This is a genomic window from Mycobacterium shigaense, from assembly GCF_002356315.1.
Taxonomy (GTDB): Bacteria; Actinomycetota; Actinomycetes; order Mycobacteriales; family Mycobacteriaceae; genus Mycobacterium; species Mycobacterium shigaense.
Map to the genome: position 1 here is coordinate 3,277,237 of NZ_AP018164.1, position 18,980 is coordinate 3,296,216.

The window sequence follows — 18,980 nt, forward strand, 5'->3', positions numbered from 1 at the left end:
CGTCTGACACCGGTGCGCACCCTGGTGCTCGGCGGGATCAGGTCGGGTAAATCCCGATGGGCCGAACAAGCCATCGCCGAGTCGCTCCCGCCCGGGCAGGCAGTCCGCTACATCGCCTCCGGTCCGGCCGACCGGACCGACCCGGACTGGACACAGCGGGTCGCGCAGCACCGCAGCCGGCGGCCCGCACACTGGTCCACCGTCGAAACCGCTGATGTGGCAACCGAATTGCGGCGGTCGCCGGCCACCCCGACCTTGGTCGACGACCTCGGCGGCTGGCTGACCCGCACCCTGGACCGCCAGCAGGGGTGGGAGCACGGATCCGTGGCCGCCCCGGTCAAGGAGATGGTCACCGCGGTCGACGAATTCGCGTCCACGCTGGTGTTGGTCAGTCCCGAGGTCGGGCTGACGGTGGTGCCGGCCACCGCGTCGGGCCGCCGGTTCGCCGACGAACTAGGAACCCTCAACCAGCGGGTCGCCGCGGTCTGCGACCGGGTCGTGTTGGTGGTCGCCGGGCAGCCGTTGCCGATCAAATCGGCGGGCGCATAATGGAATTCCCCGTCATCGCCCCGCCCGACGCGGACACCGCCGCGGCCGCCCGCGGCCGCCAGGACACCCTGACCAAGCCGCGCGGCGCGCTGGGCCGCCTCGAAGACCTCGCGGTCTGGGTCGCCTCGTGCCAGGGCCATTGCCCGCCAAGGCAATTCGAACGCGCGCGGGTCGTGGTGTTCGCCGGCGACCACGGGGTCGCCCGGTCCGGGGTGTCGGCGTATCCGCCGGAGGTCACGGCCCAAATGGTGGCGAACATCGACGCGGGCGGGGCGACGATCAACGCGCTGTCCGCGATCGCCGGGGCGACGGTGCGCATCGCCGACCTCTCGGTGGACGCCGACCCGCTCTCCGAGCAGATCGGCGCGCACAAGGTACGGCGCGGCAGCGGGGATATCGCCGTCCAGGACGCGTTGACCGACGAGGAGACCGCCCGCGCCATCGCGGCGGGTCAGCGCATCGCCGACGACGAGGTGGACGGCGGCGCCGACCTGCTGATCGCGGGCGACATGGGGATCGGGAACACCACCGCGGCGGCCGTACTGGTGGCCGCGCTGACCAACGCCGAGCCGGTCGCGGTGGTCGGGTTCGGTACCGGGATCGACGACGCCGGCTGGGCCCGCAAGACCGCGGCCATCCGCGACGCGCTGTTTCGGGCCAAGTCCGTGCTGCCCGACCCGGTCGGATTGCTGCGGTGCTGCGCGGGGGCGGACCTGGCGGCGATGGCGGGCTTCTGCGCCCAGGCCGCGGTGCGCCGAACCCCGGTGCTGCTCGACGGGATGGCGGTGACGGCCGCGGCTCTGGTCGCCGAGCGGCTGGCTCCCGGCGCCCGCCACTGGTGGCAGGCCGGTCACCGGTCCACCGAGCCGGGTCACGCGCTGGCGCTCGGGGCGCTGCAGCTGGACCCGATTCTGGACCTGGGCATGCGGCTCGGCGAGGGCAGCGGCGCCACGGTCGCGGTGCCGGTGCTGCGCGCGGCGGTGGCCGCGCTGACGTCGACGGCGACCTTTGCCGAGGCCGGCGTCACCGGTCGGGCCACGCCGGACACCTCGTCGTGATCCGTTCGCTGGCAACGGCTTTCAGCTTCGGCACGGTGCTGCCTCTGCCGCATGACCAGCCGATGGGCCGCGGCGCCATGACCGCGCTGCCGGTGGTGGGCGCCGCGTTGGGCGCGCTCGCGGCGGGCGTCACCTGGGGCGGCGCGCTGGCCTTTGGGGCGTCGAGCCTGCTGCCCGGGCTGCTCGCGGTGACCGCACTGCTGCTGGCCACCCGCGGCCTGCACATCGACGGCGTCGCCGATACCGCCGACGGGCTCGGCTGCTATGGGCCGCCGGAGCGTGCGCTGGCGGTGATGCGCGACGGGTCGACAGGGCCGTTCGGTGTCGCGGCGGTGGTACTGGTGATCGCTTTGCAGGGGTTGGCGTTTGCCGCGCTGGGCACGGCGTGGCCGCACGGGTTGGCCGGAATCGTGGTGGCGGTCGCGGCCGGGCGGGTCAGCGCGGTGTTGGCGTGTCACCGGTCGACGCCCGCCGCGGCCGGTAGCGCGCTGGGCGCCAGCGTCGCCGGCACGCAGCCCGCGGCGGCGGTGGCGGGCTGGTTCGCGGTGCTGGCGGCTGCTTCGGTGGTGGCCGGGCCACGCCCGTGGCAGGGGCCCGTCGCGGTGCTGCTGGGGGTCGGCTGCGGCGCGGCGCTGGTGCGCCACTGCGTGCGCCGGTTCGGCGGTCTCAGCGGCGACGTGCTGGGCGCGGCGATCGAACTCACGACCACGGCAAGCGTCGTGGCCCTCGCGGCGTTGGTCCGGTGCTAGCGGCCCGGCGGATCAGCCGAGCCGCGTCATCCAGCCGTGGGTATCGGCGAAGGTGCCGCGCTGGATGCCGGTCAGGGTGTCGCGCAACGCCATCGTCACCTCGCCCGGCTGCCCGTCGGCGATGGTGAACTCGCCGTCGCCGTGCTTGACCCGCCCCACCGGCGTGATGACGGCGGCGGTGCCGCAGGCGAACACCTCGGTGATCTCCCCGACCGCCGCCTTCTTCTGCCACTCGTCGATGTCGATCTTGCGTTCCTCGACGCTGAATCCGGCGTCAATGGCCAACTGCAGCAATGAATCTCGCGTGATGCCCGGTAGCAGCGAGCCGGACAGCTCCGGCGTCACCAGCCGCGCCGTCCCGCCGCTGCCGAACACGAAGAACAGGTTCATGCCGCCCATCTCTTCGACGAACCGGCGCTCCACGGCGTCCAGCCACACCACCTGGTCGCAACCGTTTTCCGCGGCCTGGGCCTGCGCCAGCAGCGACGCGGCGTAGTTGCCGCCAAACTTGGCCGCACCGGTGCCGCCCGAGCAGGCGCGCACGTACTCCGACGACACCCACACGTCGACGGGGCTGATGCCGCCCTTGAAATACGCGCCAGCCGGCGAAGCGATCAGCAGGTACCGGTACTGGTTGGCGGGCCGTACCCCCAACCCGGGCTCCGTCGCGAAAACGAACGGCCGGATATACAGCGCCTCTTCGCCGCCGGCCCGCGGCACCCAGGCGTTGTCGACCGCGACGAACTGACGCAGCGATTCGAGAAAAAGCTCGTCGGGCAGTTCGGGGATAGCCAGCCGCTGGGACGAATTACGCATCCGCGCGGCGTTGGCGTCCGGGCGGAACGAGACGATCGAGCCGTCCGCCCACCGGTAGGCCTTGAGTCCCTCGAACACCTCTTGGGCGTAGTGCAAAACGATCGCCGACGGATCCAACTCGATCGGCCCGTATGGGATCACCCGGGCGTCGTGCCAACCGCGGCCTTCGACGTAGTCGATCGAAACCATGTGGTCGGTGAAGTATCTGCCGAATCCCGGCTCACGCAAGATCGATTCACGTTCGGCGTCGGTCGCCGGTGTCGACGCGCGCGAAACCGTGAACTCCAAAGAGCCGGTTGTCATGACGCCGATTGTATCCGGGTACGCCACCTGGTTTTTGCCGGATGCAGGCGGCTCGCCTAGCGGGTCTTCAAATCCACGAAGGGTGGGCGCACGACTTCGCACTGAACCGCGCGGCCGCGGACGTCGACGGTGATTTGCTGGCCGTCGTCGATACCGGCGGCGGTGTCGATCAACGCGAGCGCGATGCCGGCCTGCAGCGTCGGCGAAAAAGTGCCCGAGGTGGTGACCCCGACGGGGGTGTCGCCGGCCAGCACGGTCAGCCCGGGCCGCAGCACCCCGCGCCCGACCATGCGCAGCCCGCGCAGGAGCCGTCGCGGCCCGGCCTCCTTTTCGGCCAGCAGCGCGTCGCGGCCGAAGAAGGCGTCCTTTTTCCAGCCGATCGCCCAGCCGCAGCGCGCCTGCAGCGGTGAGATGTCGAGCGAAAGTTCATGCCCGTGCAGCGGGTAACCCATCTCGGTGCGCAGGGTGTCGCGGGCGCCCAGGCCGGCGGGCTCGCCGCCGTCGTCGGAAACGGCAGTCAGCAGGGCGTCGAACACCACGCCCGCCGTGTCCCAGGGTGGCAGCAGCTCGTAACCGTGCTCGCCGGTGTAGCCGGTGCGGCAGACCCGCACCGGCACTCCCGAGAATGCGGCGTCGGCATAGCCCATGTAATCCATCGTGGTCGGCAGCCCCAGCTGGCCGAGTACGTCCGCCGAACGCGGGCCCTGGACGGCCAGCACCGCGTAGGAGCGGTGCTCGTTGGTAATCGTCAAGCCGTCGGGAGCGGCAGCCTGCAGCGCCTCGACCACCGCGGCCGTGTTGGCGGCGTTGGGCACCAGAAAGATTTCGTCATCGGCGACGTAGTAGGCGATCAGATCGTCGATCACACCGCCGGATTCATTGCAGCACAACGTGTATTGCGCCTTGCCGGGCCCTATACGGCCGAGGTCGTTGGTCAGCGCGGAGTTGACGAATTCCGCGGCGCCCGGACCCCGGATCAACGCCTTGCCGAGATGGCTGACGTCGAACAGGCCCACCGCGTTGCGCGTCGCGTTGTGCTCGCTGACCGTGCCGGCATACGACACCGGCATCAGCCAGCCGCCGAATTCGGCGAAATTGGCGCCCAATTCGCGATGGCGTTCTTCCAGCGGTCCCTTGAGTAGCTCCGACACATCGCCCACGGCGTCTCACCCTAATCGCCGACGACACGCACGCGAAGCGGCGGGCGCCGTCGGCGACAATTCAACCCGGCGTCGGCGCCTGCTGGCCCACTTGGGTGGGTGTCCGAGTCCTTTGACTTTGACCAGCCAGAAGCCGCCGGAATCGCGAATCCGCGCGAGCGGGCCGACCTGATCAAGGACGAGCCGGGCTTCACCGCCGACGAGACGTTGAGGCCGAGCGGCGCGGCCGGCTGTTCGGCCTGTCCGGGGATGTCCTGCACTGGTCGGGTCGTCCGACCGACACGTTGCACACCGCGGCCGAGGCCCTCGGACTGCCGGCTGAAGACGTCGAACGCGCCTGGGCTTTGCTCGGGCTACCGCCGCCGCCCCGGGGCAGATACTCGCCGATTCGGCCCTGCATGACGCGTTGCCGGAGCAACCCACCAGCGCCCACGGCCCGGTGACGCTGAAGGGCATCGAGGAACCGGTGCCGGCTTTCGACCTGCACGCCGGCACGCTGCACTAGGGTAATTGCCCGTGACCAGCGAAACCGGCTACCAAGCTCCCTCCGTCAACGTCGCCACCTCGCTGCCCAAGCGTGCGGCAGGTTCCTCGGTATTGCTCGTGCCGGTCGTGTCGACCGGTAGCGGCGACGAGTCCCAAGACCGGTCGGGCGCCGTCGTCCTCACGTGCGAGCCGCTCCTGTCCGCCGAGGCGATCGAAGAGATCGAGGCCGACCTGATCGCACTGGGCGCCACCGGCGGCAGCGAACAGGTGCACCGGCTGGTGGTGCCGGCGCTGCCGGTGACCAGCGTGCTGACGATCGGCCTGGGCAAACACCGCGCCGAGTGGCCGGCGGACGTGATCCGGCGTGCCGCCGGGGTTGCCGCCCGCTCGCTGGGCAACGCCGAGGTGGTGATCACCACGCTGGCCGAATTGCCCGGCGACGGTGTCGGTTCCGCCGCCGTCGAGGGGCTGATCCTGGGCAGCTACCGGTTCAACGAGTTCCGCAGCGACAAGACCGCCCCGAAAGACAAAGGGCTGCGCAAGATTACGCTGCTCGCCTCGCCATCCGGGGGAGCCAAAGAGGCCAAGAAGCAGGCCGCGCACGGTGCGGCCGTCGCGACCGCGGTGGCCACCGCCCGCGATCTCGTCAACACTCCCCCGAGTCATCTCTACCCGGCCGAATTTGCCAAGCGCGCAAAGTCTTTGGGCGAATCCGTCGGCCTCGAGGTTGAGGTGCTCGACGAAAAGGCGCTGCAGAAGGCCGGTTACGGCGGCATCGTCGGCGTCGGGCAGGGCTCGTCACGGCCCCCGCGGCTGGTGCGCTTGACCCACCGCGGTTCGAAGCTGGCCAAAGGCAAGCAGGGGAAGGCCAAGAAGCTAGTGGCTCTGGTCGGCAAGGGCGTCACGTTCGACACCGGCGGCATCTCGATCAAGCCGGCGGCGGGGATGCACCACATGACCTCGGACATGGGCGGGGCCGCCGCGGTGGTCGCGACCGTCGCGCTGGCCGCGCAGCTGGGCCTGCCGATCGACGTGATCGCCACCGTGCCCGTCGCCGAGAACATGCCGTCGGGTACGGCGCAGCGCCCCGGCGACGTGCTGACGCAATACGGCGGCATCACCGTCGAGGTGCAGAACACCGACGCCGAGGGCCGGCTGATCCTGGCCGACGCCATCGTGCGCGCATGCGAGGACAAGCCGAACTATCTGATCGAGACGTCCACGCTCACCGGCGCGCAGACCGTGGCCCTCGGTGCGCGCGTCCCCGGAGTGATGGGCAGCGACGAATTTCGCGACCGCGTCGCGTCGATCTCGCAGCAGGTAGGTGAGAACGGCTGGCCGATGCCGCTGCCCGACGAACTCAAGGATGACCTGAAGTCGACCGTGGCCGATCTGTCCAACATCAGCGGGCAGCGCTTCGCCGGCATGCTGGTGGCCGGGATCTTCCTGCGCGAGTTCGTGGCGGACGGCGTCGAATGGGCGCACATCGATGTGGCCGGCCCGGCGTACAACACCAGCGGCCCGTGGGGGTATTCGCCCAAGGGCGCGACCGGCGTGCCGACCCGCACCTTGTTCGCGGTGCTCGAGGACATCGCCGAGAACGGTTAGCGGGTCAGCAGTTCGGTGACGGCTCGGTACAGCCTGGGCCGCAGCCGTGCGCTAGTGGACCTGGCTGGGCTCGCGGCGCCGCGCCAGCGCCTCCAGCCGCCATAAACACTCGCGGTTGCGCGCATACACCGCGGCCAACACCAGCCGATCGGGGATCAGGTTCATCGGCCCGGACTCCGGTACCTCGATCATGTCGATGCGGCACCCGTCTTCGATATCGGTGAGCCGCAGCGTGATCCGGGCTGCTCCCAACAGCCCGACGTGTGCGCGCAGGACGAGTTCCTCACCGGGCGTGCAGCTTTCGACCACGGTCTTGTCGTTGATCACCAGCGGCCATACCCCGACCGAGTGCCGGATCGTCGAGCCCGGTTGCGGCCAACGCGGATCCACTGCCCGGGTCCGGCTGTTGCCGACCACCCACTGGGTATACGTCCACCCGTCGACCATCGCATCCCAGACCTGCCGGCGGGAGGCGCTGACCTCCCGGCTGGTCGCCATCTGTTGCTTCGACGACTCCTGCTTCGGCATCGCGCGTCCTTTCGCTTCGACGTCCGCATTCGCGTCGCCGTCTGCGCGGCGGGTACCCGCCCCCGCGGCGCCCAAGCGCGGCGCCGTCCCGACACCGGCGGGCAAATCTCCGTTTAACCGGGTGACTCCGTGGCTAACCTCCCCTGCGGTTGTTACTCGACAGGAGGCGAATCATGACGGTGCGACGAGTGATCCTCGCGGTAGGCGCGGTGTTGCTGCTTGCCGGTGTGATTGGACTGTTGGTGCCGGTCTCGGTGTCCGACGGCAATGGCGGTTCCATCGGGTGCGGGAACGCCGTGGCCACGGACCTATCCGCGGCGCGCCAGGCAAACGACAAGAGCGTGGCGAACATTCCAATCGTCAACCAGATCGTTCCGCACACCGATTATGTGGCGCAGTGCCAGTCGTCGGTCGGGGGCCGCCGGGCGTGGGCCATTCCGTTGACGGTGGTCGGGATCCTCGGTGTCGCCGGTGTGCTCCTGGTGCGACGGAACGAGGGAGCCTCCACAGGGTAGAGCCGGCGCTAGATCACCCGCATTCGGGCGGCGTTTCGCAGCCCCTGCGGCGCCAGACGCGAAAGACCATACAGCGCATAGGCTTCCGGGGCAACCGGGCGGATCGGCTTGTTCTTCTTGACCGACGACAGGATCGCGTTGGCGACCTTGTCGGGGCCGTAACGCCGCAGCGCGAACATCTTGCCCAGCTGCCCGCGGCGGCCGTCGACGGCTTCGATCCCCTTACCCGCGGGGGCGTCGAATCGGGTGGTGTTGATGATGTTGGTGTCGATGACCCCAGGGCAGATGGTGGTCAGCCCCACCCCCGAGGTGTCGAGTTCGGCGCGCAGGCAGTCGGAGAACATGTAGGTCGCGGCCTTCGAGGTGCAGTAGGCGTTCAGCGACTGCAACGGCGCATACGCGGCCATCGACGACACGTTGACGATGTGGCCGCCGGTGCCGCGCTCGACCAGTCGCCGGCCGAACGACCGGCAGCCGTTGACCACGCCGCCGAGGTTGACGTCGAGCACGCGGTCGAACTGCTCGGCCGGCGTGTCCAAAAATCCGCCCGCCTGCCCGATGCCGGCGTTGTTGACGACGATGTCGGGCACGCCGTGCCCTTCGCTGACCCGCTCGGCAAACGCCTCGACCGCCGCCGCGTCGGACACGTCGAGGACGTAGGCGTGCGCGACCCCGCCCCGGGTGGCGATCTCGGCCGCGGTCGCCTTGACGGCGGCCTCGTCGATGTCGCTGATCACCAGCTCGGCGCCCTCGCGCGCGAAGGCGAACGCCGTCTCGCGGCCGATGCCGCTGCCGGCGCCGGTCACCGAGACCAGGGTGTCGCCGAACTCGCCGCGGGGTCGGCCGACCTGCGCGCGCAGCAGCGCGCGGCTCGGCGGCTTGCCTTCGGCCAGGTCGGCGAACTCGTGCACGGCGGCCGCCATCACCTGCGGGTGCGACATCGGCGAGAAGTGACCGGCTCTGATGTCGCGGCGCCACAGCCGCGGTACCCAGCGCGCGCTCTCGTCGTATCCGTAGGGTCGCACGTATTTGTCGCGGGTGTTGACGACGAGCTGCACCGGCACGTCGACGACCGGGACGCCGGAGGCGCGCAGGCGACGCGAGAAGGACCGAAAGTAGTTGGCGGGGTAGGTCTTCACCGAGCGGGCGGCGTCACCGGCGAGGTTGTCGGAGTGGTGGATCAGCTCGTCGGCGATGTTGTCGACGATGTTGCGGCGGACCGCCCCGCTGCGCAACGCCGCGCGCAGCAGCAGCGGCGCCAGCACCGGGATCGAGAAGAACGCCATGTACGTCAGCCGCAGCGCCTGGCTGATCGACCGCGCGAACCGGCGCGGCCGCCAGGGCCGGCGCAGTCCGCTGAAGATGTATTCGACCAGCTGCTCCTGGCTCGGGCCGGAGACCGACGTGAAACTGGCGACCCGGTCGCTGGCGCCGGGGCGCTTCAGGTATTCCCAGATGCCCACTGAGCCCCAGTCGTGAGCCAGCACGTGCACGGGCCGACCGGGACTCAGTTCACCGGTGACGGCCGCGAAGTCGTCGGCGAAGCGCGCCATGGCGTAGGCCGCCACCGGTTTGGGCACCGACGAATGGCCGACGCCGCGGTTGTCGTAGCGGATGATCCGAAACCGGTCGGCCAGCAACGGCACCACGCCGTCCCACAACACGTGCGAGTCGGGCCAGCCGTGCACCAGCACGACCGTCGGCCCGTCGAGGTTGCCCTCCTCGTACACCGCGATACGCGCACCGTCGGCGCTCTCGACGAAATCCTGCGATATTTGCCGTGTTGCCGACATCGAACCCCCGCCTGCAATGTGTCTGACCGTCCGGTGGCCACACGGTAGCAAGCGCACCCGGCGGCCCCGGCACGCGAGCACGGTCCGCCCTGATTGTGTGCCGGTGCGACGGCAGTGACAGGATGGTTTGGGACATCTGCTTGCGTTCCACGCCGGTACACCAGGTTGTGGTAAGCAGGTGTCGACCTGCGCCGACCGACGAGTGTTCGAGGAGTCAAAGGACATGGCCTTCTCCGTCCAGATGCCGGCACTTGGTGAGAGCGTCACCGAGGGGACGGTCACCCGCTGGCTCAAGCAGGAAGGTGACACGGTCGAGCTCGACGAGCCACTGGTCGAGGTGTCGACCGACAAGGTGGACACCGAAATCCCCTCGCCGGCCGCGGGTGTACTGACCAAGATCATCGCCCAGGAAGACGACACCGTCGAGGTCGGCGGCGACCTGGCCCTGATCGGCGAGTCCGCCGAGGACGGCCAGTCACAGGCGCCGAGCCAACCCGAGCCCGCACCTGAGCCCGAGCCCGCAGCCGCGGCGCCGTCACAGCCGGAGCCCGAGCAGCCGGAGCCCGCGCCCGCCCAGCCGGCACCCGAGCCCGCACCGGCCACCCAGCAGGGGTCCGGCGGCAGCACCACCCCGGTGCTGATGCCCGAACTCGGCGAGTCGGTGACCGAGGGCACCGTGACTCGCTGGCTGAAGAAGGTCGGGGATTCGATCCAGGTCGACGACGCGCTGGTGGAAGTCTCGACCGACAAGGTGGACACCGAGATTCCGTCGCCGGTCGCCGGCGTCCTGGTCAGCATCACCGCCGAAGAGGACGCCACCATTCCGGTCGGCGGCGAGTTGGCACGCATCGGCACCGGCTCGGCTGCTGCCGACGCCCCGACGCCGGCACCGGCGCCCACGCCGCAGGCTGCGCCCCCGCCTGCACCGAAGCCCGAATCGGCACCGCAACCCAAGGCCGAGGCCGCGCCCCCGCCCGCTCCCGCTCCGGCTCCCAAGCCCGCACCGGAACCTCAACCCGCACCGGCGCAGACCGGAACCGACGGGTCGCCGTACGTCACGCCCTTGGTGCGAAAACTGGCCAACGAGAACGACATCGATCTCGCCCAGGTGAAAGGCACCGGCGTAGGCGGGCGCATCCGCAAGCAGGACGTGCTGGCGGCCGCGGAGGCAAAGAAGGCGCCGCCCGCCCCGGCGGCCCAGGCTCCGGCCGCGGCCGCACCGGCGGCGGCTCCGGCACCAGCCACCCCGGCACCCGCGTTGGCCCACCTGCGGGGCACCACGCAGAAGGCAAGCCGGATCCGGCAGATCACCGCGAAGAAAACCCGCGAATCCCTGCAGGCCACGGCGCAGCTCACCCAGACCCACGAGGTCGACATGACCAAGATCGTGGGCCTGCGAGCCCGGGCAAAGGCGTCGTTCGCCGAGCGCGAGGGGGTGAATCTGACGTACCTGCCGTTCATCGCCAAGGCTGTGATCGACGCCCTGAAGATCCACCCCAACATCAACGCCAGCTACAACGAGGACACCAAGGAGATCACCTACTACGACGCCGAACACCTCGGATTCGCCGTCGACACCGAACAGGGCCTGCTCTCCCCCGTCATCCACAACGCGGGCGACCTGTCGCTGGCCGGGTTGGCCCGGGCGATCGCCGACATCGCCGATCGGGCCCGGTCGGGCAACCTGAAACCCGACGAGCTGTCCGGTGGCACCTTCACCATCACCAACATCGGCAGCCAGGGCGCGTTGTTCGACACCCCGATCCTGGTTCCGCCGCAGGCGGCCATGCTGGGCACCGGAGCGATCGTCAAACGGCCGCGGGTGGTCGTCGACGACGCCGGCAACGAATCGATCGGCGTACGGTCGGTTGCCTACCTGCCGTTGACCTACGACCATCGATTGATCGACGGCGCCGACGCCGGACGTTTCCTCACCACGATCAGGCACCGACTCGAAGAGGCAGCGTTCGAGGCCGATCTCGGGCTTTAGGGGTTCGCGAACGTGGCTCGAGCTGGTCATGGGGCCGTCATCGCGATCGCCGGTTCGTCCGGCCTGATCGGCTCCGCGCTGACCGCAGCCCTGCGCGCGACCGACCACCAGGTGCTGCGCATCGTGCGCCGGACGCCGGCGAATTCCGAAGAGCTGCATTGGAATCCGGCCAGCGGCGAGTTCGATGCCGAGGCTCTCACCGGGATCGACGCCGTCGTCAACCTGTGCGGCGTCAACGTCGGGCAGCGTCGCTGGTCGGGGGCGTTCAAGCAGAATTTGCGCGATAGCCGTATCGGCCCCACCGAGGTGCTGGCGACCGCCGTGGCCGATGCAGGGGTCGCCACGCTGATCAACGCCAGTGCGGTGGGCTACTACGGAGACACCCGGGACCGCGTGGTCGACGAAAACCAGCGCGCGGGAACGGGTTTCCTGGCGCAGCTCTGCGAAGACTGGGAAGCCGCGACCCTGCCAGCCCAGTACGGTGGCGCCCGGGTGGTGCTTGCCCGCACCGGTCTGGTGCTGGCTCCGGCCGGCGGCGCACTGCGCAAGATGCGCCCGCTCTTCGCCGTCGGGCTGGGGGCCCGGCTGGGCGGCGGCCGCCAATACGTGTCGTGGATCAGCCTCGAGGACGAAGTGCGCGCGCTGCTGTTCGCGCTCTCCCACTCGTCGCTGTCCGGTCCGGTGAACCTCACCGGACCCGCCCCGGTCACCAACGCGGAGTTCACGACCGCGTTGGGCAGCGCCGTCAACCGTCCCACCCCGCTGGTGCTACCCGGGTTCGCGGTGCGCGCCACGCTCGGCGAGTTCGCCGACGAGGGCCTGCTAACCGGCCAGCGCGCCATCCCGTCGGCGTTGGAGCACGCCGGTTTCGAGTTCCACCACAACACCATCGGCGAGGCGCTCGGCTACGCGACCGCCCGCCGCGAGCACGATTAGATCGCTACGCGGCGTCGGGATCGCCATCCGACCCTGCCACCGGCGCGGCCCCAGGAGTCGGTGATGCGGCCCGCAGGCCAGGATGAGGTTGTCGATGTCGGTCGTGCCGCAGTGGGCGTAGTCGGTGCTGTCGATGAACCTCGCAGTAGTGGCCGCCCACGTCGCATCCCGGCGCGGAGCAGCCGATATCCTTGGCGTACAACATAATTCGCTGCCCCGGCGAGGCCAGGCGCTTGGCATGATACAGCGCCACGGTCTTTCCTTTGTCGAAGATCGCCAGATAGTGTGGTGCGCGTGTCGGGACAGCCGGATGACGTCGGTGATCGGCAGCCGCGTGCCCGCTCCGGTGACCCCGTGACCCGTTGCGACTTCCAGTTCGGCCAGCGCGGTTGACACGATTCCGACCCGTCGCGGCGCTGTCGCTCGACCGTCGTCGCACCGACCCGGGTAACCTCGCGACCATGAGCTCCATCAGGTCACAGTCGAGCGCGATCGACGTCCGCCAGTTGGGCGTGGTGGACTACCGCACGGCATGGCAGCTGCAGCGCGACCTGGCGGACGCGCGGGCTGCCGGCGGCCGCGACACCCTGCTGCTACTCGAGCACCCTGCGGTCTACACCGCCGGGCGGCGCACCGAAGCGCATGAGCGGCCGGCGGACGGCACCCCCGGCCTGGACGTCATAGACACCGACCGCGGCGGCAAGATCACCTGGCATGGCCCCGGACAGTTGGTGGGCTACCCGATCGTCGGTCTCGCCGAGCCGCTCGACGTCGTGAATTATGTTCGGCGCCTTGAGGAATCACTAATCAAAGTGTGCGGAGACCTGGGCCTGGAGACCATCCGTGTCGACGGCCGCTCCGGCGTGTGGGTGCCCGGAGGGCCGGCCCGCAAAATCGCCGCGATCGGAGTCCGGGTGTCGCGCGCGACCACGCTGCACGGCTTCGCCCTCAACTGCCACTGCGACCTGAACGCCTACCAGGCCATCGTGCCGTGCGGCATCAGCGACGCCGGCGTGACGTCGCTGACCGCCGAGCTGGGCCGCGAGGTCGGCGTTGGCGAGGTCCGGGCGGCGGTGGCCGCGGCGGTCTGCGACGCACTGGACGGCCGCCTCGCCCTTAGCTGGCAGCCCGACGCAGCCCGCGTAGCATCGATAACGTGATCCCAGCGCCCGAAGGCCGCAAGTTGCTGCGCCTGGAAGTGCGCAACGCGCAGACCCCGATCGAGCGCAAACCGCCGTGGATCAAGACACGGGCCCGGATGGGACCGGAGTACACCGAGCTGAAGAGCCTGGTGAAGCGCGAGGGCCTGCACACCGTCTGCGAAGAGGCGGGCTGCCCCAACATCTTCGAATGCTGGGAGGACCGGGAAGCCACCTTCCTGATCGGCGGCGACCAGTGCACCCGCCGCTGCGACTTCTGCCAGATCGACACGGGCAAGCCGGCACCGCTTGACCGAGACGAACCCCGGCGGGTCGCCGAGAGTGTGCAGGCGATGGGGTTGCGCTACGCCACCGTCACCGGCGTCGCGCGCGACGACCTGCCCGACGGCGGCGCCTGGCTGTATGCCGAGACGGTGCGGGCCATCAAGGAACTCAACCCGTCGACGGGCGTCGAGCTGTTGGTCCCCGACTTCAACGCCGAGCCCACGCGCCTCGACGAAGTCTTCGGATCCCATCCAGAAGTGTTGGCGCACAACGTCGAAACGGTCCCCCGCATCTTCAAACGGATCCGCCCGGCCTTCACCTACCGGCGCAGCCTGGGCGTGCTCACCGCGGCGCGCGACGCGGGCCTGGTCACCAAGAGCAACCTCATCCTCGGGATGGGCGAAACCCCCGACGAGGTGCGCACCGCGCTGGCCGACCTGCACGACGCCGGGTGCGACATCGTCACCATCACCCAATACCTGCGGCCGTCGGCCCGGCACCATCCGGTCGAGCGGTGGGTGCGGCCGGAGGAGTTCGTCGAGTTCGCGCAGCACGCCGAGGGGCTCGGGTTCGCCGGCGTGCTGGCCGGGCCGCTGGTGCGCTCGTCCTATCGGGCGGGCCGCCTCTACGAGCAGGCCGCCCGCACGCGCGCCTCCGGTGCCTCGCCACGCGGCTGACCGGCGCGTCCGTATCCTCTGACTATGGCTAAATCCCGTACCGCCGCAACGAACAAGGCCGCCAGGGCGGCCGCGCAGGCCGAACGCAAGGCCGCGTCCCGCGAGCGGCGCACCCAGCTGTGGCAGGCGTTCAACCTGCAGCGCAAGCAGGACAAGCGGCTGCTGCCGTACATGATCGGCGCCTTCGTGGTGATCGTGGCGGCCGCGGTGGCGGCGAGCCTGGCGCTCGGCGGCTTGTTCACCACGATCACGCTGATCCCGCTGGGCGTCCTGCTGGGCGCATTGGTGGCGTTCATCATCTTCGGCCGCCGCGCCCAGAAATCGGTGTACCGCCAGGCCGAGGGGCAGACCGGCGCGGCCGCCTGGGTGCTGGACAACCTGCGCGGCAAGTGGCGGGTCAGCCCCGGCGTGGCCGCGACCGGTCACTTCGACGCTGTGCATCGGGTAGTCGGGCGGCCCGGCGTGATCCTCGTAGGCGAGGGGTCGTCGACCCGGGTCAAACCGCTGCTGGCACAAGAGAAGAAGCGCACCGCGCGGCTGGTCGGCGATATCCCGATCTACGACATCATAGTCGGCAATGGCGAGGGTGAGGTTCCGTTGGGCAAGCTGGAGCGCCACCTCACCCGCCTGCCGGCCAACATCACCGTCAAGCAGATGGACACCCTGGAGTCGCGACTGGCCGCGCTCGGATCGCGGGCCGGTGCCGCCGTCATGCCGAAGGGGCCGCTGCCCAACGCCGGCAAGATGCGCGGCGTGCAGCGGACCGTCCGCCGAAAGTAACGGCCGCTTTACGAAGTTAACGTCGCACGACCGCCGTACCGGTCGCCCGGTCGTGGATGCCGCGGCCATCCCAGTCGGTGAACAGCGCCGGCACCACCAGCGCAAGCAGCAGCCCGCGCACCGCCAACCGCCCGATCCCGGCTGTCCCGCCGCCGGCGACCGAGACCACCCCGAGCCCCAGCGTCAACTGGCCCGGCGTAAAGCCGAACAGCCGCACGGACAGCAGGCCGAGCAGAAACCAGATCACCAGAATCACCGTCGACAACAGCTCGATCTTGATGACGCCCAGCCCCAGGAACAGCAGCGCAAGGCCATAAGCGATCAGCCAGTCGATCAGCAGTGCCGCCACCCGGCGCCCCATCGGGGCCAGCGATCCGGGCCCGCTTTCGGGCAGGCCCAGCGCCTCGCCCGGATACGCCGGCCGCGATCCCGTCACCAACGGGCTTTCGGCCGGAAAACCCAGGGCGGGCCGCTGTGCTTCGGTGGGTGACCAGATACGATCGTGCGGTACATGGCCCCACAATAGAACCCGCCAATGGTCCCGCTTCGACCCCTGGAACGCGGGGGGCGCGTAACCTCCACGCAACATAGGGTTGACGAGCGGGCAACATGATCTCCATAGCGTCGGCCGCGGAATTAGTTAACAAAGGAGCAATCTGTGACGGATAAGACGCCCGATGACGTCTTCAAACTCGCCAAGGACGAGGACGTTGAATTCGTCGACGTCCGGTTCTGTGACCTGCCAGGCACCATGCAGCACTTCACGATTCCGGTGTCGTTCTTCGATGAGAGCGTTTTCGAGGACGGCCTGGCTTTCGACGGGTCGTCGATTCGCGGCTTCCAGTCGATCCACGAATCAGACATGCTGTTGCTGCCCGACCCTGCGACGGCCCAGATCGACCTCTTCACCGCGCACAAGACGCTGAACCTGAACTTCTTCGTGCATGACCCGTTCACCCTCGAGCCGTACTCCCGCGACCCGCGCAACATCGCGCGCAAGGCGGAGAACTACCTCATCAGCACCGGCGTCGCCGACACCGCGTACTTCGGCGCCGAGGCCGAGTTCTACATCTTCGACTCGGTGAGCTTCGACTCGCGCACCAACGGCTCCTTCTACGAGGTCGACGCGATCTCGGGTTGGTGGAACACCGGCGAGCCGACGGAGAGCGACGGCAGCCTCAACCGCGGCTACAAGGTCCGCCCGAAGGGTGGGTATTTCCCGGTCGCTCCAGTCGACCACTACGTCGACCTGCGCGCGGACATGCTGTCGAACCTGATCAAATCGGGCTTCAGCCTGGAGAAGGGCCACCACGAGGTGGGCACCGGCGGTCAGGCCGAGATCAACTACAAGTTCAACACGCTGCTGCACGCGGCCGACGACATGCAGCTCTACAAGTACATCGTCAAGAACACCGCATGGCAGAACGGCAAGACGGTCACGTTCATGCCCAAGCCGCTGTTCGGTGACAACGGCTCGGGTATGCACACCCACCAGTCGTTGTGGAAGGACGGCAACCCGCTGATGTACGACGAGACGGGCTACGCCGGTCTGTCGGACACCGCCCGCCACTACATCGGCGGCCTGCTGCACCACGCGCCGTCGCTGCTGGCGTTCACCAACCCGACGGTGAATTCCTACAAGCGTCTGGTCCCCGGCTTCGAGGCACCGATCAACCTGGTCTACAGCCAGCGCAACCGGTCGGCGTGCGTGCGTATCCCGATCACCGGCAGCAACCCGAAGGCCAAGCGGTTGGAGTTCCGTTGCCCCGACTCGTCGGGCAACCCGTACCTGGCGTTCTCGGCCATGCTGATGGCCGGGTTGGACGGCATCAAGAACAAGATCGAGCCGCAGTCGCCGGTCGACAAGGACCTCTACGAGCTGCCGCCGGAGGAGGCCGCGAACATCCCGCAGGCTCCCACACAGCTGTCCGCGGTGATCGACCGGTTGGAGGCAGACCACGAATACCTCACCGAGGGAGGCGTTTTCACACCCGACTTGATCGAGACGTGGATCAGCTGGAAGCGCGAGTTCGAGATCCTGCCGGTGCAGGTGCGCCCCCACCCGTACGAGTTCGCCCTGTACTACGACGTGTGAGTCGGTCGGCAACCAAGAAGATTGACAGAAGGAGCCCCGGGCGACCGCCCCGGGGCTCCTCCTTGTGATGCCCCATGGTCAGCCCGATGCTGCCGAACTCTAGCGGGCGCGGTGAGCAGGGCTTATCGTCGCGTTATCCCTGATCTCCAACGCTGGAGGGGGCGTAGTGGACGGTACTCCGTTCGGACGCTACAGGCTGCCGGACCTGCTCGGCCGCGGCGGCATGGGCGAGGTGTGGCGCGGCTACGATCCCGAGATGAGCCGGGTCGTGGCCCTGAAGGTGTTGGCCCCGAGCTTCGCCGACGATCAGGCTTTTCAGCAGCGATTCCGTCGGGAGGCGCGGTGCGCGGCCGGACTGGACGAACCGCATCTGGTCCCGATTCATGACTTCGGCGAGGTCGACGGTCGCCTGTACGCGACCATGCGGCTGATCAAGGGTCGCGACCTGCGCGACCTGCTCGAACGACGGCCCGCTGCCGCCCGGGCGCGCCATGGGGATCGTCGAGCAGCTCGCGTCCACCCTGCACGCCGCGCACGAAATCGGGCTGGTGCACCGCGACGTCAAACCGTCCAGCATCCTGGTTGGCGAGGACGATTTCTCCTACCTGATCGACTTCGGCAATGCCCGGGCCGCCGGGGAATCCATGCCAATGATGCGTGGCCCAATACCAATGAATACCAAACACTTTCACTGGTGGCCCGGTTGCCCGGTGTTAACCTAAGGAAACTACGATGGCGCTGTTTTTGAGCTACTCGAGCCAGGATCAGTCGACAGCCGACGCGCTGGCGTCGACCCTGCGACGGGCCCGCCAACAGGTCTGGTTCGACCAGGAGCTGGGCGGCGGCGACTCGTGGTGGGCCGCGATCCTGGAACAGGTCCGCGGCTGCGACGTGTTCGTCGTCGCGCTGTCGAGTAATTGGCTGCAGTCCAAACCCAGCCAGTCCGAACTGCGCTACGCGCAGGCGCTGAACCGGCCGGTCCTTCCTGTCCGGATCGGCGACATCGGCAGCATGCGCGTCAATCCCCTTGCCGCGCTGCAGATCATCGATTACCGCGACCCGACGGTCGACGCCAGCATTCAGTTGGTCACGGCCATCCACGCGCTCGCCGAAAAACCCCAGCCGCTGCCGGATCCGCTGCCACCCGAGCCGCCGGTGCCGTTCGGCTACATCACGCGGCTGGGCAACCAGCTCGCCGAGAAGGAGCTCAGCCCGCAGCAACAGTTGCAACTCCTGGTGGAACTGCGCTCCAGGCTTGACGAGGACGGCGACGAGCCCAGCGCCCGCAGCGACATCGCCCAGCTGCTGCGCATGCGACACGATGTCACTTATCGCACCCGAAACGACATCGACAGCGTGCTGGCGTCGATCGAGAAATCCAACATGCCAACACGTGCTGAGCGCGGTGCACAGCGTCGTGCTCGACGTCGTAGCGTGCGCCCCCGGCGTCCAGAACCAGGCTTCCCAGATCGCGAATCAAATGGCGAACAACGTCAAGCAATAACGTTGCCAC

18 protein-coding genes and 4 pseudogenes are annotated in these 18,980 nt (G+C 69.0%); 15 read left to right on the plus strand and 7 right to left on the minus strand.

Annotated features, from left to right (window positions below; translation table 11 throughout):
• Positions 1-12 precede the first annotated feature (12 nt).
• From cobU to MSG_RS15380, 3 genes are read left to right on the plus strand one after another with little or no spacing between them, the layout of a single operon-like run.
• Entirely contained in the window at positions 13-549 is a 537-nt protein-coding gene (cobU, locus tag MSG_RS15370; RefSeq protein WP_096440921.1) for a bifunctional adenosylcobinamide kinase/adenosylcobinamide-phosphate guanylyltransferase, read from the plus strand.
• The gene (cobT, locus tag MSG_RS15375) at positions 549-1,607 is read left to right on the plus strand and encodes a nicotinate-nucleotide--dimethylbenzimidazole phosphoribosyltransferase (protein WP_096440923.1); all 1,059 of its coding nucleotides are present in this window, start codon (positions 549-551) and stop codon (positions 1,605-1,607) included. Before cobU ends, cobT begins: the two co-directional genes overlap by 1 nt.
• Positions 1,604-2,356, plus strand: a complete 753-nt coding sequence (locus tag MSG_RS15380; protein ID WP_096440925.1) for an adenosylcobinamide-GDP ribazoletransferase — start codon at positions 1,604-1,606, stop codon at positions 2,354-2,356. The genes cobT and MSG_RS15380 overlap by 4 nt, the downstream gene beginning before the upstream one ends.
• A gap of 12 nt (positions 2,357-2,368) precedes the next feature.
• Here MSG_RS15380 and MSG_RS15385 read toward each other — a convergent pair whose 3' ends face one another.
• Both MSG_RS15385 and gcvT read right to left on the minus strand, forming a co-directional pair.
• Positions 2,369-3,475, minus strand: coding sequence for a branched-chain amino acid aminotransferase (locus MSG_RS15385; RefSeq protein WP_096440927.1), 1,107 nt, complete (start codon positions 3,473-3,475; stop codon positions 2,369-2,371).
• Positions 3,476-3,531: 56 nt separating this feature from the next.
• The gene (gene gcvT / locus MSG_RS15390; RefSeq protein WP_096440929.1) at positions 3,532-4,635 is read right to left on the minus strand and encodes a glycine cleavage system aminomethyltransferase GcvT; all 1,104 of its coding nucleotides are present in this window, start codon (positions 4,633-4,635) and stop codon (positions 3,532-3,534) included.
• 99 nt (positions 4,636-4,734) lie between these two features.
• Between gcvT and MSG_RS25630 the strand changes: the two are divergent.
• Positions 4,735-4,991, plus strand: a pseudogene (locus MSG_RS25630) (adenylate/guanylate cyclase domain-containing protein); the annotation flags it as partial.
• Positions 4,992-5,151: 160 nt separating this feature from the next.
• A complete protein-coding gene (locus MSG_RS15400; RefSeq protein WP_162899237.1) occupies positions 5,152-6,729 on the plus strand; it encodes a leucyl aminopeptidase in 1,578 nt (525 codons plus the stop codon).
• Between the two features lie 51 nt (positions 6,730-6,780).
• On the opposite strand, the gene MSG_RS15405 is transcribed toward MSG_RS15400, so the two are convergent.
• Positions 6,781-7,257 carry an SRPBCC family protein gene (locus MSG_RS15405; RefSeq protein ID WP_232011042.1) on the minus strand — a complete coding sequence of 159 codons (477 nt, stop codon included), beginning with the start codon at positions 7,255-7,257 and terminating at the stop codon, positions 6,781-6,783.
• Positions 7,258-7,430: 173 nt separating this feature from the next.
• On the opposite strand from MSG_RS15405, the gene MSG_RS15410 reads away from it, so the two are divergent.
• Positions 7,431-7,772, plus strand: a complete 342-nt coding sequence (locus MSG_RS15410; protein ID WP_096440933.1) for an aminopeptidase — start codon at positions 7,431-7,433, stop codon at positions 7,770-7,772.
• Between the two features lie 8 nt (positions 7,773-7,780).
• Here MSG_RS15410 and MSG_RS15415 read toward each other — a convergent pair whose 3' ends face one another.
• Complete coding sequence (locus tag MSG_RS15415) at positions 7,781-9,565, minus strand: SDR family oxidoreductase (protein WP_096440935.1); 1,785 nt, start codon at positions 9,563-9,565, stop codon at positions 7,781-7,783.
• Positions 9,566-9,788: 223 nt separating this feature from the next.
• Here MSG_RS15415 and sucB point away from each other — a divergent pair, with 223 nt between their 5' ends.
• Together sucB and MSG_RS15425 are read left to right on the plus strand one after the other, a co-directional pair.
• Complete coding sequence (sucB, locus tag MSG_RS15420) at positions 9,789-11,555, plus strand: 2-oxoglutarate dehydrogenase, E2 component, dihydrolipoamide succinyltransferase (protein ID WP_096444573.1); 1,767 nt, start codon at positions 9,789-9,791, stop codon at positions 11,553-11,555.
• A gap of 12 nt (positions 11,556-11,567) precedes the next feature.
• On the plus strand, positions 11,568-12,491 hold the full coding sequence (locus MSG_RS15425) for a TIGR01777 family oxidoreductase (protein ID WP_096440937.1): 924 nt from the start codon (positions 11,568-11,570) through the stop codon (positions 12,489-12,491).
• A 4-nt stretch (positions 12,492-12,495) separates the two neighbouring features.
• Here MSG_RS15425 and MSG_RS26185 read toward each other — a convergent pair whose 3' ends face one another.
• Positions 12,496-12,744, minus strand: coding sequence for a hypothetical protein (locus MSG_RS26185; RefSeq protein WP_373421151.1), 249 nt, complete (start codon positions 12,742-12,744; stop codon positions 12,496-12,498).
• Between the two features lie 29 nt (positions 12,745-12,773).
• Positions 12,774-12,902, minus strand: a pseudogene (locus MSG_RS26190) (DUF222 domain-containing protein); the annotation flags it as partial.
• Between the two features lie 50 nt (positions 12,903-12,952).
• On the opposite strand from MSG_RS26190, the gene lipB reads away from it, so the two are divergent.
• Genes lipB through MSG_RS15445 form a run of 3 tightly spaced genes read left to right on the plus strand, consistent with a single transcriptional unit; the run spans position 12,953 to position 15,372 of the window.
• Positions 12,953-13,651, plus strand: coding sequence for a lipoyl(octanoyl) transferase LipB (gene lipB, locus MSG_RS15435; protein ID WP_096444575.1), 699 nt, complete (start codon positions 12,953-12,955; stop codon positions 13,649-13,651).
• Complete coding sequence (gene lipA / locus MSG_RS15440) at positions 13,648-14,592, plus strand: lipoyl synthase (RefSeq protein ID WP_096440939.1); 945 nt, start codon at positions 13,648-13,650, stop codon at positions 14,590-14,592. The genes lipB and lipA overlap by 4 nt, the downstream gene beginning before the upstream one ends.
• 24 nt (positions 14,593-14,616) lie before the next feature.
• On the plus strand, positions 14,617-15,372 hold the full coding sequence (locus MSG_RS15445; RefSeq protein ID WP_096440941.1) for a DUF4191 domain-containing protein: 756 nt from the start codon (positions 14,617-14,619) through the stop codon (positions 15,370-15,372).
• Positions 15,373-15,388: 16 nt separating this feature from the next.
• Here MSG_RS15445 and MSG_RS15450 read toward each other — a convergent pair whose 3' ends face one another.
• Positions 15,389-15,808: an RDD family protein gene (locus MSG_RS15450; RefSeq protein ID WP_373421152.1), complete on the minus strand. Its 420-nt coding sequence runs from the start codon at positions 15,806-15,808 to the stop codon at positions 15,389-15,391.
• Positions 15,809-16,030: 222 nt separating this feature from the next.
• Here MSG_RS15450 and glnA point away from each other — a divergent pair, with 222 nt between their 5' ends.
• The 4 genes and pseudogenes from glnA to MSG_RS26195 all read left to right on the plus strand — a co-directional run bounded on the left by glnA (position 16,031) and on the right by MSG_RS26195 (position 18,971).
• Entirely contained in the window at positions 16,031-17,467 is a 1,437-nt protein-coding gene (gene glnA, locus MSG_RS15455; RefSeq protein ID WP_096440943.1) for a type I glutamate--ammonia ligase, read from the plus strand.
• Between the two features lie 166 nt (positions 17,468-17,633).
• A pseudogene (locus MSG_RS15460) lies at positions 17,634-18,111 on the plus strand (serine/threonine-protein kinase); the annotation flags it as partial.
• 88 nt (positions 18,112-18,199) lie between these two features.
• Positions 18,200-18,517: pseudogene (locus MSG_RS25635) on the plus strand (toll/interleukin-1 receptor domain-containing protein); the annotation flags it as partial.
• A gap of 271 nt (positions 18,518-18,788) precedes the next feature.
• The gene (locus tag MSG_RS26195) at positions 18,789-18,971 is read left to right on the plus strand and encodes a sensor domain-containing protein (protein ID WP_373421154.1); all 183 of its coding nucleotides are present in this window, start codon (positions 18,789-18,791) and stop codon (positions 18,969-18,971) included.
• The last annotated feature ends 9 nt before the right edge of the window (positions 18,972-18,980 follow it).